The sequence below is a fragment of the Ureibacillus sp. FSL W8-0352 genome, from assembly GCF_038004345.1.
Taxonomy (GTDB): domain Bacteria; phylum Bacillota; class Bacilli; order Bacillales_A; family Planococcaceae; genus Ureibacillus; species Ureibacillus thermosphaericus.
On sequence record NZ_JBBOQT010000001.1, the window covers coordinates 108,342 to 124,049 of the forward strand.

At 37.0% G+C, this 15,708-nt stretch carries 16 protein-coding genes; all 16 read left to right on the plus strand.

The genetic code is table 11. The annotated features are described in order from the left end of the window. Positions 1–40 precede the first annotated feature (40 nt). The 16 genes from fapR to rplS all read left to right on the plus strand — a co-directional run bounded on the left by fapR (position 41) and on the right by rplS (position 15,708). Positions 41–619: a transcription factor FapR gene (gene fapR / locus NST98_RS00550; RefSeq protein WP_026018997.1), complete on the plus strand. Its 579-nt coding sequence runs from the start codon at positions 41–43 to the stop codon at positions 617–619. Continuing rightward, entirely contained in the window at positions 616–1,614 is a 999-nt protein-coding gene (gene plsX / locus NST98_RS00555) for a phosphate acyltransferase PlsX (protein ID WP_340714115.1), read from the plus strand. Before fapR ends, plsX begins: the two co-directional genes overlap by 4 nt. Positions 1,615–1,626: 12 nt before the next feature. Next, the gene (gene fabD / locus NST98_RS00560; RefSeq protein ID WP_340714116.1) at positions 1,627–2,565 is read left to right on the plus strand and encodes an ACP S-malonyltransferase; all 939 of its coding nucleotides are present in this window, start codon (positions 1,627–1,629) and stop codon (positions 2,563–2,565) included. A gap of 4 nt (positions 2,566–2,569) precedes the next feature. Beyond that, positions 2,570–3,316: a 3-oxoacyl-[acyl-carrier-protein] reductase gene (gene fabG, locus NST98_RS00565; protein ID WP_340714117.1), complete on the plus strand. Its 747-nt coding sequence runs from the start codon at positions 2,570–2,572 to the stop codon at positions 3,314–3,316. Between the two features lie 111 nt (positions 3,317–3,427). After that, complete coding sequence (locus NST98_RS00570; protein WP_096550640.1) at positions 3,428–3,664, plus strand: acyl carrier protein; 237 nt, start codon at positions 3,428–3,430, stop codon at positions 3,662–3,664. Between the two features lie 219 nt (positions 3,665–3,883). Then, complete coding sequence (rnc, locus tag NST98_RS00575; protein ID WP_016837447.1) at positions 3,884–4,645, plus strand: ribonuclease III; 762 nt, start codon at positions 3,884–3,886, stop codon at positions 4,643–4,645. Between the two features lies 1 nt (position 4,646). Continuing rightward, positions 4,647–8,219, plus strand: coding sequence for a chromosome segregation protein SMC (gene smc / locus NST98_RS00580; RefSeq protein ID WP_340714118.1), 3,573 nt, complete (start codon positions 4,647–4,649; stop codon positions 8,217–8,219). A gap of 1 nt (position 8,220) precedes the next feature. Continuing rightward, entirely contained in the window at positions 8,221–9,462 is a 1,242-nt protein-coding gene (gene ftsY / locus NST98_RS00585) for a signal recognition particle-docking protein FtsY (RefSeq protein WP_340714119.1), read from the plus strand. A 170-nt stretch (positions 9,463–9,632) separates the two neighbouring features. Next, entirely contained in the window at positions 9,633–11,285 is a 1,653-nt protein-coding gene (locus NST98_RS00590) for an IS1182 family transposase (protein WP_340714120.1), read from the plus strand. A gap of 145 nt (positions 11,286–11,430) precedes the next feature. Beyond that, complete coding sequence (locus NST98_RS00595) at positions 11,431–11,763, plus strand: putative DNA-binding protein (RefSeq protein WP_016837444.1); 333 nt, start codon at positions 11,431–11,433, stop codon at positions 11,761–11,763. A gap of 12 nt (positions 11,764–11,775) precedes the next feature. After that, the gene (gene ffh, locus NST98_RS00600) at positions 11,776–13,137 is read left to right on the plus strand and encodes a signal recognition particle protein (RefSeq protein ID WP_340714121.1); all 1,362 of its coding nucleotides are present in this window, start codon (positions 11,776–11,778) and stop codon (positions 13,135–13,137) included. A gap of 102 nt (positions 13,138–13,239) precedes the next feature. Next, entirely contained in the window at positions 13,240–13,518 is a 279-nt protein-coding gene (rpsP, locus tag NST98_RS00605; protein WP_016837442.1) for a 30S ribosomal protein S16, read from the plus strand. A 23-nt stretch (positions 13,519–13,541) separates the two neighbouring features. Further along, complete coding sequence (locus tag NST98_RS00610; protein WP_016837441.1) at positions 13,542–13,772, plus strand: KH domain-containing protein; 231 nt, start codon at positions 13,542–13,544, stop codon at positions 13,770–13,772. Positions 13,773–13,913: 141 nt separating this feature from the next. After that, positions 13,914–14,435, plus strand: a complete 522-nt coding sequence (rimM, locus tag NST98_RS00615) for a ribosome maturation factor RimM (protein WP_096550645.1) — start codon at positions 13,914–13,916, stop codon at positions 14,433–14,435. Further along, complete coding sequence (gene trmD / locus NST98_RS00620; RefSeq protein ID WP_340714122.1) at positions 14,432–15,169, plus strand: tRNA (guanosine(37)-N1)-methyltransferase TrmD; 738 nt, start codon at positions 14,432–14,434, stop codon at positions 15,167–15,169. Before rimM ends, trmD begins: the two co-directional genes overlap by 4 nt. A 194-nt stretch (positions 15,170–15,363) precedes the next feature. Further along, on the plus strand, positions 15,364–15,708 hold the full coding sequence (rplS, locus tag NST98_RS00625; RefSeq protein WP_016837438.1) for a 50S ribosomal protein L19: 345 nt from the start codon (positions 15,364–15,366) through the stop codon (positions 15,706–15,708).

The window sequence follows — 15,708 nt, forward strand, 5'->3', positions numbered from 1 at the left end:
ACCAAGTGCTAAAACAGAAGAAAGTAGGTGGCGAATGTTGATAAAAAAATCGAAAAAAGAACGGCAGCAATTACTTTTAGAAACGATTGAGGAAAATCCATTCGTCACGGATGAACAACTTGCTACAAAATTTGGTGTGAGCGTTCAAACGATTCGCCTCGATCGGATGGAACTATCAATTCCGGAACTAAGAGAACGAATAAAAGATGTTGCGGAAAGAAATTTAGAAAATGAAGTAAAGTCATTACCTATTAACGAAGTAATCGGTGAAATTATTGATATCGAGTTAGATAAGAGAGCCATATCCATTTTTGATGTAAAAGAAGAACATGTTTTCCAAAGAAATGGAATCGCCCGTGGACATCATTTATTTGCCCAAGCCAACTCCCTATGTGTTGCAGTGATTAATGATGAACTTGCATTAACAGTTCGGTCAAATGTTGTATTTATTAAACCTGTTCGTGCAGGAGACCGAGTAGTAACGAAAGCGATTGTCCGAGAAACTAACACTGAAAAAAATCGAACGTATATCGATGTTATTTCGACGGTAAACAACGAAACCGTATTCAAAGGCGAATTTGAAATGTATCGCACGAAAGGTGAAGGTGAACAAAAATGAAAATTGCAATTGACGGTATGGGCGGAGATTATGCACCTCAAAAAATTGTGGAAGGTGTCAACGAAGCTTTAAAAGATTTTACAAACATAGAAATACAACTATTTGGAAGAAAAGAAGAATTAGAAAAATATATTATACAAAATGACCGTCTAGAAATCATCCACTGTGAAGAAGTCATTACTGGAGAAGATGATCCTGTCCGTTCCGTTCGACGAAAAAAGGATTCATCGATGACACGCATGTTGGAAGCTGTAAGTGAAGGGAAAGTAGACGCATGTATTTCTGCAGGTAATACAGGTGCATATATGTCCGGCGGATTATTCAAAGTGGGGCGAATAGAAGGGGTATCAAGGCCTGCTCTCGCAACAATCCTCCCAACAGTCGATGGTAAAGGGTTTTTAATGCTAGATTTAGGTGCAAATGCAGACGCAAAACCTGAAAATCTTTTTCAATATGCGGTGATGGGTAATATTTATGCTCAAAAAGTTCAAGGAATAGCTCGCCCTCGAATTGGGTTGTTGAATATTGGAACTGAAGAAAATAAAGGGAATGAACTGACAAAAGCAGTTTATGGCATGTTGCAGCAAGGAGATTTCAACTTTGTCGGTAATGTGGAAGCACGCGACTTGCTTGAAGGGGTTGCAGATGTCGTTGTAACAGATGGCTTTACAGGCAATATGGTGTTAAAGTCCATTGAAGGTACAGCAGGAACATTAATGAAAATGTTAAAAGACGTATTCATGGCTTCTACTAAAACAAAGCTTGGTGCATTACTCGTAAAAAATGAATTAAAAGGATTAAAAAATAAACTAGACTACTCCGAACATGGCGGAGCATTGCTTTTCGGGTTGCAGGCTCCTGTCGTGAAAGCTCATGGATCATCCGATGCGAGAGCGATTTATAATACAATACGCCAAGCTGCTATGATGGTTGAAAATGATATCGTCAACGTCATGAAGCAAGCAATACTAGAAAGTCAGAAAGAAAATGAGTAAAGGAGACGACAAATGTCAAAAATAGCATTTATTTTTCCAGGACAAGGCTCTCAAAAAGTAGGAATGGGTGCAGAGTTTGTAGCCAATGATGAAGCGAGCAAAGCTTTTTATGATCAAGCGGATCAAGCTTTAAATATTAAACTATCAACATTAATGTTAGAGGGACCACAAGAAGAACTAACGTTAACTTACCATGCTCAACCTGCGTTGCTTACAACAGGAGTGATGATTGCATCCAAATTAATGGAAGCTGGCATTACTCCTGACTATACAGCAGGACATTCATTAGGAGAGTATGGATCTTTCGTTATTGCTGGATCGTTATCTTTTGAAGAGGCTGTCAAAATCGTTCATAAACGAGGTCTTTACATGAATGAAGCGGTGCCAGCTGGTCAAGGTGCTATGGCTGCGATTTTAGGAATGGATGAAGAGCCTTTAAAAGAAGTATGTGCTGAAATCACTAATAACGGTGATTTAGTACAACTGGCTAACTTAAACTGCCCTGGCCAAATTGTCATTTCAGGTACAAAAGCAGGTGTAGAAAAAGCATCTCAATTGGCGAAAGAAAAAGGTGCTAAAAGAGCCATCCCACTTGATGTAAGTGGACCATTCCACTCTGAATTGATGAAAGATGCGGCAATAAAATTAGAAAAGGAAATCGAGCAAGTAGAAATTTCACAACCAAATATTCCAATTATTAGTAATGTACATGCAGGAATATTGGAAGATGTGGAATCCATCAAGAAAGAAATGGTGGAACAAGTTTATAGCCCTGTACAATGGGAACGTGATGTTCGAAAGATGTTGGAATGTGGTGTTACAACATTTATCGAATGCGGACCAGGTAAAGTATTATCAGGATTAGTCAAAAAAATCGATCGCTCAGTAAAATCATATTGTGTATATGATATAGCAACTTTTGAAGAAGTTGTAAAGGAATTGAAGGGGTGAAAACATGGGAAAGTTAGATGGTAAAACGGCAGTTGTAACGGGAGCTTCAAGAGGAATCGGACGAGCCATTGCATTGGAACTGGCAAAAGAGGGTGCCAATGTAGTCGTGAACTACAGCGGCAGTAAAGAAAAAGCAGATGAAGTGGTAGAAGAAATTTTAAAAATTGGTAAAAAAGCTATTGCAGTTCAAGCAAATGTTGCAGATAATGAATCAGTACAAAACTTAATGAAAACAGCATTAGATGAATTTGGTTCAATCGATATTCTCGTAAACAATGCAGGCATTACTCGAGATAATTTATTGATGCGCATGAAGGAAGAAGAGTGGGATGAAGTTATTCAAACGAACTTAAAAGGCGTATTCCTATGCACAAAAGCTGTAACTCGCCAAATGATGAAACAACGTTCTGGTCGCATTATCAACATTGCTTCAGTCGTTGGCGTGACGGGGAACGCTGGACAAGCCAATTACACAGCAGCAAAAGCAGGTGTTATTGGATTGACGAAAACGACTTCAAGAGAGTTGGCATCACGAAATATTTTAGTGAATGCTGTAGCTCCAGGATTTATTACGACTGAAATGACAGACGCTCTTCCGGAAGATATTAAAAACTCTATGCTTTCACAAATTCCATTAGCCAAACTTGGTAAGCCAGAACATGTAGCAAAAGCAGTTGTATTTTTGGCTTCAGACGATGCTGAATATATTACTGGACAAGTTCTTCATGTGGATGGCGGCATTGCAATGTAATCAAAAATTGTGGGCTACTAACTATAAATAATGTTGATTAACCATCCTTTCATGAAAGACTCTTTGAACAGGAAACACTTTTATGTATACTATTGAAGGGAGGTGACCTAAATGAGCACAGTATTAGAACGTGTAACAAAAGTAATCGTTGACCGTCTTGGTGTTGACGAAAGCGAAGTAACAGAACAAGCATCTTTCCGTGAAGATTTAGGTGCAGATTCATTAGACGTTGTAGAATTAGTTATGGAACTTGAAGATGAATTCGATATGGAAATCTCTGATGAAGATGCAGAAAAGATCGTTACTGTTGGCGATGCAATCAAGTATATCGAAAGTAAATTAAACTAATTTATAAGAGGCACATCCCGCACAACGTGGCTGATGGGTGCCTCTTTTCATTGCTTAAATTCATGAAAAGAAAAATGAAAAGTGAATTTGGGTTATAATAAAAACAATGTATTTATTCGATGTGAAGATATGTGGATAAATCTTTTATCCTTATATCTTTACTGTTTCGAATAACAACGATATATTTACGAGAGAAATGAATAGGAAGGCAGATTGTTCATGACGATAAAAAGAAAAGGTACTCAACAAAAAAATGGAGTGTTTCCCGAAAAAATTAAACAGCAATTTGAAGAATTACAAGAAGAATTAAATATCACGTTCAATAACAAGAATTTACTCTACCAAGCTTTTACCCATTCATCCTATGTGAATGAGCATCGCAAAAAATTATTTGCTGATAATGAACGATTAGAATTTTTAGGTGATGCAGTTCTTGAACTATCAGTATCTAAATTTTTATTTGATCGTTACCCGCATATGAGTGAAGGAGAATTGACGAAGCTTCGAGCTTCCATCGTTTGTGAGCCATCCCTTGTGATATTCGCAAACGAATTGAATTTCGGAAAATATGTACTTTTAGGTAAAGGTGAAGAATTGACTGGTGGAAGAGAGAGACCAGCCTTGCTTGCCGACGTATTTGAATCCTTTATTGGTGCCCTTTATTTAGATCAAGGTTTAGATTCTGTTGTTCAGTTTTTACAAAGAGTCGTGTTCCCTAAAGTTGAAGTCGGTGCTTTTTCGCATGTGATGGATTTTAAAAGCCAATTGCAAGAATTGGTGCAGCAATCAAATACTGGAGTATTACATTATGAAATTATTGACGAAAGAGGGCCTGCCCACAATCGGACATTCGTTTCCCGCGTATTGCTAAACGACAAAGAACTTGGAATTGGACGCGGAAAATCGAAAAAAGAGGCTGAACAGCAAGCTGCACAAAATGCAATGGTTGCGTTAAATCAGTCCTTGCATAAGGAGGAATAATATGTTCCTTAAACGACTTGAAGTAGTAGGTTTTAAATCATTCGCGGATCGCATCGGTATCGATTTTGTTCCAGGGGTAACTGCAGTTGTAGGCCCTAATGGTAGTGGAAAGAGCAATGTAACCGATGCGATTCGTTGGGTCTTAGGGGAACAGTCGGCAAAAAGCTTGCGCGGTTCGAAAATGGAAGATGTTATATTTGCTGGAAGCGCATCTCGAAAACCTTTGAACTTTGCTGAAGTTACGTTGATTTTAAACAATGAAGATGAAGAAGTGGGTATTCCCTATTCTGAAATTAGCGTAACTCGACGAGTATATCGTTCGGGTGAAAGCGAATATCTATTGAATAATCAGCAATGTCGCCTGAAAGATATTACGGATTTGTTTATGGATTCAGGATTAGGGAAAGAAGCCTTTTCTATTATCTCTCAAGGCCGAGTTGATGAAATTTTAAATAGTAAACCGGATGATCGCCGAACAATATTTGAAGAAGCAGCTGGAATATTAAAATATAAACTGCGCAAAAAAAAGGCAGAGCAAAAATTATTAGAAACCGATGACAACTTACATCGAGTGTTAGACATTTTACATGAATTGGATAGCCGTTTAGAGCCATTAAAAATCCAGAGTTCTGCAGCAAAAGACTACCTTCACATGACAGAAGAATTGAAAGAATTGGATATGTCACTGATCGTTCATGATTTGAAAGAGCACCATCAAGAACTACTCATTGTCAAGGAAGAGCACGAACAACTGGAACAACAAGAGCAAAATCAAGCATCAGAAATAGCAAATTTACAAACAAAAATGGACGAACTCCGCACAAAAATCCATAACATTGATGAGACGATTGATGCTGCGCAAGAACGACTAGTTGAAGCGAGTGCTGAAGTGGAGCGTTGGGAAGGACGAAAAGCGTTAATGCAGGAAAAACGCTCCAATGCAGAAAAGCAGTTTCAACAATTACAACTTGCCTTAAAAGAAGCAAAAGAAGAAGAAATGGAACTAGCGAAAACTGAGGAAGAAAATAAAAAATTGTTTGATTTGAAAAAAAATGAAATTCAACAACTAAAAGCTGAAATTAAACAACTGGATGTTTCGTTAAATAGTTCTGTTTCTCAAATTGAACAACAAATCGAAGAATATAAAAATTTATATATTGATTTATTGAACGAAGAAGCAACTGCAAAGAATGAGTTAAAACATATTGAGCAGCAATTAACCCAATATGAAGAAACAGAAGAGCGTATGAACGACCGCTCTGAAGAGATGTTAAAAAAATTAAAACAAGTTTCCAACTTGAAAAATGAACTCGCACAAAAGCTCGAATATATACGAAATAAAGTTAGTGACGTGTTGGAGCAATATGAACAATTACAACGTCAACTAAACGCTGCCACTTCCTCATTTGAAGAAAAACAACGAATGCTGTATCAAGCATATCAACATCAACAACAATTGAAGTCTAGAAAAGAAGCGATTGAGGAACTAGAATCAGACTTTTCTGGTTTCACTTTTGGTGTGAAGGAAATTTTACTAGCAAGAGAACGGGGAGAATTAAAAGGAATTGAAGGAGCCGTTCTAGAGCTGTTAAAAGTGGAAGGTAAGTATTCTAAAGCCATTGAAACCGCTTTAGGAGCTGCAACCCAACACATTGTCACAAATACAGAGCAAGATGCGCAAAAAGCGATTGGCTGGTTAAAAGCAAAAAAAGCTGGACGAGCTACTTTCTTGCCAAAAAACGTCATGAAATCTCGAAAACTATCTACTATACAAATTCAAGAAGCAATGAACCATCCAGCTTATATTCAACTTGCTCATGAATTAGTAGAATTTGATGAACATAACCGGAATATTGTGGAATACTTATTAGGAAATGTTCTTGTCGCTGAAAACTTAGAAGGAGCAAGTCAAATCGCGAGGTTATGTGGCTATAAATATCGTGTTGTGACATTAGATGGAGATATCGTAAATGCTGGCGGTTCATTAACAGGCGGTTCCGTCAAACAACAAAACTCTTTATTTACTAGAAAAGCTGAGTTAGAACAGTTAAAGAAAAATTTATCCCAAATTGAGCAATCCATTTATCAAGCGGAAAAAACGCTGGCAACAGAAAAGGAAACGTTAACAACCTTACGTAAACAAGTGGAATTGTTAAAGGTGCAAAGCGAACAATACCGCCAAGAGGAAATGGAGTTGCATTCGAAATATGTTGAATTAGAATTGGAAGAGAAAAACTTAAAAAATACTGTAAATCTCGCAACTTCTGAAAAATCGTCCGCATCTTCAAGAAGAGAGGCGTTACTTAAACAAAAAAGCCAAACAGAAGAACGACTAGCTGAACTGAATAAAGAATTGCAAAAAGTAAACGACAAAGTTGAGCAATTATCCAAAGCAAAAATTCAAAGCGAAACGGAAAAAGACTTGCTTCGTGAACAGTCAGCTGAAAAACGCTCAGAACTTGCGGTATTGCAAGAACAATTAAATCAACTTCAAATTCAAACGGCGGATATCGCTTTGAAGCGTTCGAAAGTTCTTCAACAAATGGAATCCATTTCACGAGAAATTGAATGGATTCAAAATGAGCGAGACAATCATTTGACCGATGAAGAAATTGAACAAGCGATTTCTGAGTGGGCTGAAAAGCGTGATCAATATTCGTTCACAATTCAAGAAAATCGTCAATTGCGAATTGAGTACCAACAACAGCTCTATCAATTGGACGAACAGTTCAAGGAATTGCAAAGAATTCATAAAGGTTTTTTAGAACAATTACGTTCAATCGATGTAAAGAAAAGCCGTATCGAATTTGAAATTAATCGATTAACTAATCTATTAGAAGAAGAGTATGAAATTGATTTTGATGAAGCGAAAAATGAAGCTGTTGAACTGGACGATGTAGAGCAGATTCGCAAGAAAGTAAAATTGTTAAAACAGTCTATTGAAGAATTAGGGCCGGTTAATTTAACTGCTATTGAAGAGTATGAGCGGGTGTTAGAACGCTATACATTTTTAACGGAACAACGAAATGACTTAATTGAAGCGCAACAAACGCTTAACGAAACAATTAGAGAAATGGATGAAGAAATGGCGACTCGTTTTAAAGAGTCTTTTGAGAAAATTCAACTACAATTCCGCGAAGTTTTCCGTGAACTTTTCGGCGGCGGCCATGCAGATTTAATTTTATTAGATTCGAACAATTTACTAGAAACAGGAATAGAAATAGTAGCTCAACCTCCAGGGAAAAAATTGCAAAGCTTAAGCTTACTTTCTGGCGGTGAACGAGCATTAACTGCAATCGCCCTATTATTTGCCATTCTGAATTCGCGCCCAGTACCGTTTGTTATTTTAGACGAAGTGGAAGCGGCTCTTGATGAAGCAAATGTAGAGCGTTATAGTACCTATCTAAAAAAATTAAGCCGAGATACACAATTCATTGTGATTACCCATCGAAAAGGAACGATGGAAGGAGCCGATGTATTATACGGGATTACGATGCAAGAATCTGGTGTATCGAAGCTCGTTTCGGTTAAATTGGAAGATGAAGTAGTACTTGTTGGACAAAGGAGCGAATAATATGAGCTTTTTTAAACGTTTGAAGGAAAAATTAAGTGGAAAATCAGAAGAAAAATTACAGCAGGACACGGTTGAGGAAACGGCTGAACAAAGCGAAGATGTTCAAAATGAAGCTGATGATGTGGAAGAAACATCAAAAGAAGTAATTGAAGAAAAAAATGAAACGATAGAAACTGAAGAAACTTTTTCCGATGACAGCAAAAAAGCGGAAGAAACTCTTGGTGACGACGTTGAAACGGTTCAACAAGAGGATGAAAAGGAAGAGGAGAAGAAGCCTTCCGCATGGTCGATCACTCAAAAATTTAAAATAGGTCTTGCAAAAACCCGTGATACGTTTACTTCTAAAGTGAACGATTTAATTGCACGTTATCGCAAGGTAGACGAAGAATTCTTTGAAGAATTAGAAGAAATATTATTGCAAGCGGATGTAGGTTTTGAAACAGTTATGGAATTAATGGACGAACTCCGCTTTGAAGTACAACGAAAAAATATAAAAGATACAGATGGCATTTATGAAATTATTTGTGAAAAATTAGTGGAAATTTATGAAAAGGGCGAGGAAGGCATTTCTGAACTTAATTTGCAACCAAATGGTGAGCTAACAGTTATTTTATTTGTGGGTGTAAATGGTGTAGGGAAAACAACGACAATTGGTAAACTTGCTCATCGTTTGAAAAATCAAGGAAAAAAAGTGATGCTTGCTGCTGGTGATACGTTCCGTGCTGGTGCCATAGAACAGCTTCAAGTTTGGGGCGATCGAGTTGGCTGCGAAGTAATTAAACAATCAGAAGGCTCAGATCCCGCTGCGGTAATTTATGATGCTATAAATGCTGCGAAAAAGCGCGGTGTTGATGTGTTGATTTGTGACACAGCTGGCCGTTTGCAAAATAAAGTGAACTTAATGAAGGAACTAGAAAAAGTGCATCGCGTTATTTCTCGTGAAATTCCAAACGCCCCACATGAAGTGTTGCTTGCGTTAGATGCGACAACGGGTCAAAATGCGTTAATTCAAGCTCAAACATTTAAAGAAGCGACAAATGTGACGGGGATTGTATTAACAAAATTGGATGGTACAGCAAAAGGTGGTATTGTCTTAGCAATTCGTAACAAATTAAATATTCCGGTTAAATTCGTTGGTTTAGGTGAAAAAATTGATGACCTACAACCATTTGATGCGGAACGATATGTATACGGATTATTTGCTGATTCATTAGACCAAGAATTGAAAAAAGCTGAACAATAAGAAGAGATATTTGAAAAGGAGGCTGGGACAAAACCCCCTCTAAAATGGAAACAGCTCATGAAATTTTAGAATGAAATTTCATGAGCTGTTCTTCATTTTTTCAATAAAAAATAAGGACCTCTTCTGTTAAAATTAAGTTACCACCAAAACTAACAGAAAGAAGGGTCCTTATGTTTAAATATTATAACATGAATCAATTAGTTTTACCTCTAGATTTAGAAATAAAATTACAAGAAAATGATATTGCCTTCCATATTCACCATTTAGTTGAAAGTATTCCAGATGAAGCCTTCCAGCCGTTTCTTCGAAATACAGGTTGTCCTGCTTATCATCCACGCATGATGCTAAAAATTATTTTGTGTGCCTATTCGCAGTCTGTCTTTTCAGGTCGAAAAATTGAAGCGCTATTAAAGGACAGTATACGAATGATGTGGTTGGCACAAGGATATGAACCAAGTTATCGGACGATCAATCGTTTTCGTGTGCATCCGGAAGTAAAAGAATTAATTCGTCAATGTTTTGTCCAATTCCGTTGCCAACTGGTGGAAGAAAAGTTAATCGATCAAGAAGCCATTTTTATCGATGGTACGAAGATTGAAGCGAATGCCAATAAATTTACTTTCGTATGGAAGAAATCCATTGAAAAATACAACCAAAACTTAATTGAAAAGTCCAATCAGTTATACAACGAACTATTAGAAAAAGAAATCATCCCTGAAATGGAGCGGGAAAATGAGGGAGAACTGTCCGTAGAAGAACTCGCTCAAATGGTGCAACAAGTCGATGAAGTCATTAAGGAATATGACCAAAAGATAGAAACATCGCCCGATGCCACAGAACGAAAAGCATTAAGAAGCGAACGAAAATATCCAAAACAAGCGTACAAACAATTAATAGACTTCATTCTACGAAAACAAAAATACCAAAAAGACTTGGACATCTTGGGGGAACGGAACAGTTATTCCAAAACAGATCAAGATGCGACGTTCATGCGAATGAAAGACGACTATATGAAAAACGGTCAATTGAAAGCTGGATACAATGTACAAATCGCAACAGAAGGTCAATACGCACTAGCTTATAGCATCTTTCCAAATCCTACTGATACACGTACATTAATTCCGTTCTTGAATAAGATAGAAAAGGATTATTTTCCGTTACCAAAGTATATTGTCGCAGATGCTGGTTATGGTAGTGAACAAAACTATGAAGACATCCTTTCGAATCGAAAATGTGAGGCACTCATTCCATATACCATGTATGAGAAAGAACAAAAGAAGAAATATAAACAAAATCCATTTCATCCAGACAATTGGATGTACGACGAAGAAAGTGATACCTACATTTGTCCAAATCAGCAGCGAGTAACCTTCCGTTATCGTTCTGTACGTACAGATAAGACTGGTTTCAAACGAGAATTGAAAATCTATGAATGTGAAAACTGTTCAGGATGTCCATTTCGTTCATCATGCACAAAAGCAAAGGAAGGCAATCACCGAAAGGTCATGGTGAATGAAAAATGGGAACAACAAAAAGAATATGTAAGAGCGAAGCTTTCAGAAGAAAAAGCTGGTTCTATTTTCCGTCAACGTAAAATAGACGTAGAACCAGTTTTTGGATTCTTGAAGGCTAATTTGCGTTTCACTCGATTTTCCGTTCGAGGAAAATCGAAAGTGGAAAATGAAATGGGCATTGCCTTAATGGCCGTGAATTTACGAAAATACACGGCCAACAAAGATCAACTAACAAAAAATAATGGGTATAAATGGAAAAAGGAGAATTTGAGCCAACTCAAATTCTCCTTTTTCCTATCTAGAAGCTAGTTTTGTCCCAGCCCCAAATACTTAATGGCGCTAGCAATAACTTTTCCGATTCGTGTATATTATCAGTGTTAAAGGGAATTTACTTGACACTTATAAGTAAAACCGATATGATACAGTAGAAAAAATATGAATGGAGAGACATTCGATGTTACTTGAAAAAACGACGCGGATGAATTTTCTCTTCGATTTTTATCAAGCTTTGTTAACGGATAAACAGCGGGCATATATGGAGCTATATTATTTAGACGATCTTTCCTTAGGTGAAATTGCAGAAAGCTACAAAGTTTCTCGACAAGCTGTATACGATAATATCCGTCGCACTGAAGCAATGCTTGAAGAATATGAAGAAAAACTAAAGTTATTTGAAAAGTTTCAAAAGCGTCAGCAAACGATTGAAAAGCTAGCCGCTGCAATCAAAGGCAATGCCTCTATTGAAGAACAATTAAAGTTAATAGATCAATTAAAAGAAACGGATTAGGAGGCGAAAAGTTTGGCATTTGAAGGATTATCAGAACGACTCCAAAGCACAATCCAAAAAATTAAAGGCAAGGGAAAAGTTACTGAAGCAGATGTAAAACAAATGATGCGGGAAGTGCGCCTTGCATTAATTGAAGCCGACGTAAATTTAAAAGTTGTAAAAGACTTTGTAAAAAAAGTAAGTGAAAGAGCAGTCGGCGTTGAAGTCATGAAAAGTTTAACACCTGGTCAACAAGTCATTAAGATTGTAAAAGATGAATTGACTGAGTTGATGGGTGGAGAACAGAGTCGAATTAAATTTAATACAAAGCCTCCAACAGTCATTATGATGGTAGGTTTGCAAGGTGCTGGTAAAACTACGACTTCCGGAAAACTTGCAAATGTTTTAAGGAAGAAATACAATCGTAAACCGCTTTTAGTTGCTGCTGATATATATCGTCCAGCAGCCATTAAACAATTGGAAACATTAGGAAAACAACTTTCGATTCCTGTGTTTTCTCTTGGTGCGGATGTTTCTCCTGTGAAAATTGCGGAAGAAGCAATCGAACATGCAAAAAAAGAACATTATGACGTGGTCATTATCGATACAGCTGGTCGATTACATATCGATGAAGAACTGATGGACGAATTAAAAAATATTCGGGCCATTAAAGAACCAGACGAAGTATTTTTAGTTGTTGATGCCATGACCGGACAAGACGCAGTTAATGTTGCTCAAAGTTTCAATGATGCAATTGGCATCTCAGGCGTCATCTTAACAAAATTAGATGGAGATACACGCGGTGGTGCTGCGTTATCGATTCGTGCTGTGACAGAAAAGCCAATAAAATTTGTTGGTATGGGTGAGAAGATGGACGCTTTAGAGCCATTCCATCCAGAACGTATGGCTTCTCGTATACTAGGGATGGGCGACGTCCTATCGCTAATTGAAAAAGCACAGGAAAATGTGGATTTAGAAAAAGCGAAAGAATTGGAAGAAAAGTTTAAAACGCAAAGCTTTACTTTCGATGATTTTGTAGAACAAATTAAAGCTGTCCGAAAAATGGGACCGTTGGAAGACTTATTAAAAATGCTTCCAGGTGCCAATAAAATAAAAGGTTTAAATAATATTCAAATCGACGAAAAACAAATCGATCGCCTGGAGGCTATTATTTATTCCATGACGCCTGAAGAAAGAGAGCGTCCAGAAATCATCAATGCTAGCCGTAAAAAGAGAATCGCAAAAGGTTCTGGTACATCCATTCAGGAGGTCAACCGATTATTAAAACAATTTGAAGATATGAAAAAAATGATGAAGCAAATGACGAGCATGGCACAGGGAAAAGGCAAGAAGAAAATGAAACTTCCTGGATTCGATTCATTATTTAAATTTTAATATAAAAGAAAAAATGAACTGTTAAGAAAAAACACTTTACAAACAAATCAAACACTGATATTATTCTATCTTGTGTGAAACTAATTCGGAGGTGCAATAAACATGGCAGTAAAAATTCGTTTAAAACGTATGGGAGCTAAAAAATCTCCTTTCTATCGTATCGTAGTTGCTGATTCTCGTTCTCCACGTGACGGACGTTCAATTGAAACAGTTGGTACTTACAATCCTCTAACTGTTCCAGCAACAATCAATATCGATGAAGAGAAAGCTCTTAAATGGTTAGCAAATGGTGCGAAACCATCTGATACAGTACGTAACTTGTTCTCACAACAAGGAATTATGGAAAAATTCCACAATTTAAAATTCAATAAAAACGCTTAATAAAAAACTTTGGAGGTGTCCGCATGCAAAAGCTGATTGAAACAATTGTCAAACCACTAGTTGATTATCCCGAAGACGTTCGCGTTGAAAAAGATGAAAATGCTAGTCGCATTGTTTATAAACTTTTTGTCAATCCAGAGGATCGAGGAAAAGTGATTGGTAAACAAGGTCGTGTTGCGAAGGCGATTCGTACTATTGTTTATTCAGCTAGCGGTCACCAAAAGAAAAAAACTTACGTCGATATATTGGACTAATGCAAAAAGGGGCTACTTCAGCCCCTTTTTTATACATATAAAATCTTCCTAGGTTAATCAAACTATATCGTGTACCATGATGAACTAGTTGGAGAAAAGCCAGTAAATTAGAAAACTTCCAATTTAAAGAGGTGTCGTTTGATGGAATGGTTAAATGTGGGTCGCATTGTCAATACACACGGCATTCGTGGAGAGGTGCGCGTCATTTCTTCCACAGATTTTGAAGATATTCGTTTCAAAAAAGGATCGCAACTTGCTATTTTTAAAAGTGATAATGCAGAACCAATCTGGGTGACAGTAGAAAATGCCCGGAGACATAAAAACTTTATTTTGTTAACATTTGAAGGATATTATAACATCAATCAAGTAGAACCATTTAAAAACAGTGTATTAAAAATTTCAAAAGACCAATTAAAAGAAGACGAATTAGGCGAAAACGAATATTATTATTTTGAAATCATTGGCTGCCAAGTTTATTCAGAAGAAGGAGAACACTTAGGGGAAATCACAAATATTTTAGAAACTGGCGCTAACGATGTTTGGGAATTAAAAGACGGAAAAGGGAAAAAACATTATATCCCTTATATTGAAGATGTAGTTAAAGATATTGATGTTGACAATAAACGAATTACCATTCATGTGATGGAAGGATTATTATCATGAAAATACATGTGCTTACCTTATTTCCTGAAATGTTTAATGGTGTGTTCGGTTCATCCATCTTAAAAAAAGCCCAAGAAAAAGGAATCGTTGATATTCAAGTAACCAATATTCGTGATTACAGCGACAACAAACATAAACAGGTAGACGATTATCCTTATGGTGGGGGAGCTGGCATGGTGTTGAAGCCTGAGCCAGTGTTTCATGCGGTTGAATCCATTACTGAAGGCCGAAATCCTCGCGTTATTCTCATGTGTCCACAAGGAGAACGGTTTACTCAGTCGAAAGCGGAAGAATTGGCGGAAGAAGAGGAACTTGTTTTTATTTGCGGACACTACGAAGGATATGATGAACGTATTCGAGAGCATCTTGTAACCGATGAAATATCCATTGGGGATTTTGTATTGACTGGTGGAGAAATACCGGCAATGGCGATTATTGATTCGGTTGTTCGCTTAATTCCTGGAGTATTGGGACAAGAAGCTTCACATATTCATGATTCATTTTCTACAGGGCTGTTAGAACACCCGCATTACACAAGACCCCAAGAATTTAGAGGAATGAAAGTTCCAAATGTGCTATTGTCAGGAAATCATCAAAAAATTGAAGAATGGCGTATGGAACAATCAATCAAGCGCACTTTTGAGCGAAGACCTGACTTGTTGAAAAATATTGAACTAACACCAAAACAACTGGAATATCTTGAAACTTTAAAAAGAAAAAATGAAAAATCATGAATATTTTATAAAAATAATCAATATGAATAAACAGTCCCTTTTAGTTGATTATTGATTCGTGATTAGAATTTTCCTTGCACGTTGATTTAAAGTATGATAATATTCAATCTGTGCTTCTATGAGAAGCTTTAATTACGGTGTTCCGCTGTAGTGAATAAGACTATATGAACATTCGGTATAAGGAGAGAATAAACATGTCAAATATTATTGCAGAAATTACAAAAGAACAACTTCGCACAGATCTTCCTGAATTCCGCCCTGGTGATACAGTTCGCGTACACGTTCGTATTCAAGAAGGTAACCGTGAACGTATCCAAGTATTCGAAGGCGTAGTAATTAAACGTCGCGGTGGTGGAATTAGCGAAACATTTACAGTGCGTAAAATTTCTTACGGTGTAGGGGTTGAACGTACTTTCCCTGTTCACACACCAAAAATTGCAAAGTTAGAAGTTGTTCGTCGCGGTAAAGTGCGCCGTGCAAAACTTTACTACTTACGTAATTTACGTGGTAAAGCAGCACGTATTAAAGAAATTCGATAA

Bases quoted from the DNA above. Each gene is read 5' to 3' on its own strand.
- plsX (WP_340714115.1), top strand. From the start codon at position 616: ATGAAAATTGCAATTGACGGTATGGGCGGAGATTATGCACCTCAAAAA.
- fabD (WP_340714116.1), top strand. From the start codon at position 1,627: ATGTCAAAAATAGCATTTATTTTTCCAGGACAAGGCTCTCAAAAAGTA.
- fabG (WP_340714117.1), top strand. From the start codon at position 2,570: ATGGGAAAGTTAGATGGTAAAACGGCAGTTGTAACGGGAGCTTCAAGA.
- NST98_RS00570 (WP_096550640.1), top strand. From the start codon at position 3,428: ATGAGCACAGTATTAGAACGTGTAACAAAAGTAATCGTTGACCGTCTT.
- rnc (WP_016837447.1), top strand. From the start codon at position 3,884: ATGACGATAAAAAGAAAAGGTACTCAACAAAAAAATGGAGTGTTTCCC.
- smc (WP_340714118.1), top strand. From the start codon at position 4,647: ATGTTCCTTAAACGACTTGAAGTAGTAGGTTTTAAATCATTCGCGGAT.
- ftsY (WP_340714119.1), top strand. From the start codon at position 8,221: ATGAGCTTTTTTAAACGTTTGAAGGAAAAATTAAGTGGAAAATCAGAA.
- NST98_RS00590 (WP_340714120.1), top strand. From the start codon at position 9,633: ATGTTTAAATATTATAACATGAATCAATTAGTTTTACCTCTAGATTTA.
- NST98_RS00595 (WP_016837444.1), top strand. From the start codon at position 11,431: ATGTTACTTGAAAAAACGACGCGGATGAATTTTCTCTTCGATTTTTAT.
- rpsP (WP_016837442.1), top strand. From the start codon at position 13,240: ATGGCAGTAAAAATTCGTTTAAAACGTATGGGAGCTAAAAAATCTCCT.
- NST98_RS00610 (WP_016837441.1), top strand. From the start codon at position 13,542: ATGCAAAAGCTGATTGAAACAATTGTCAAACCACTAGTTGATTATCCC.
- rimM (WP_096550645.1), top strand. From the start codon at position 13,914: ATGGAATGGTTAAATGTGGGTCGCATTGTCAATACACACGGCATTCGT.
- trmD (WP_340714122.1), top strand. From the start codon at position 14,432: ATGAAAATACATGTGCTTACCTTATTTCCTGAAATGTTTAATGGTGTG.
- rplS (WP_016837438.1), top strand. From the start codon at position 15,364: ATGTCAAATATTATTGCAGAAATTACAAAAGAACAACTTCGCACAGAT.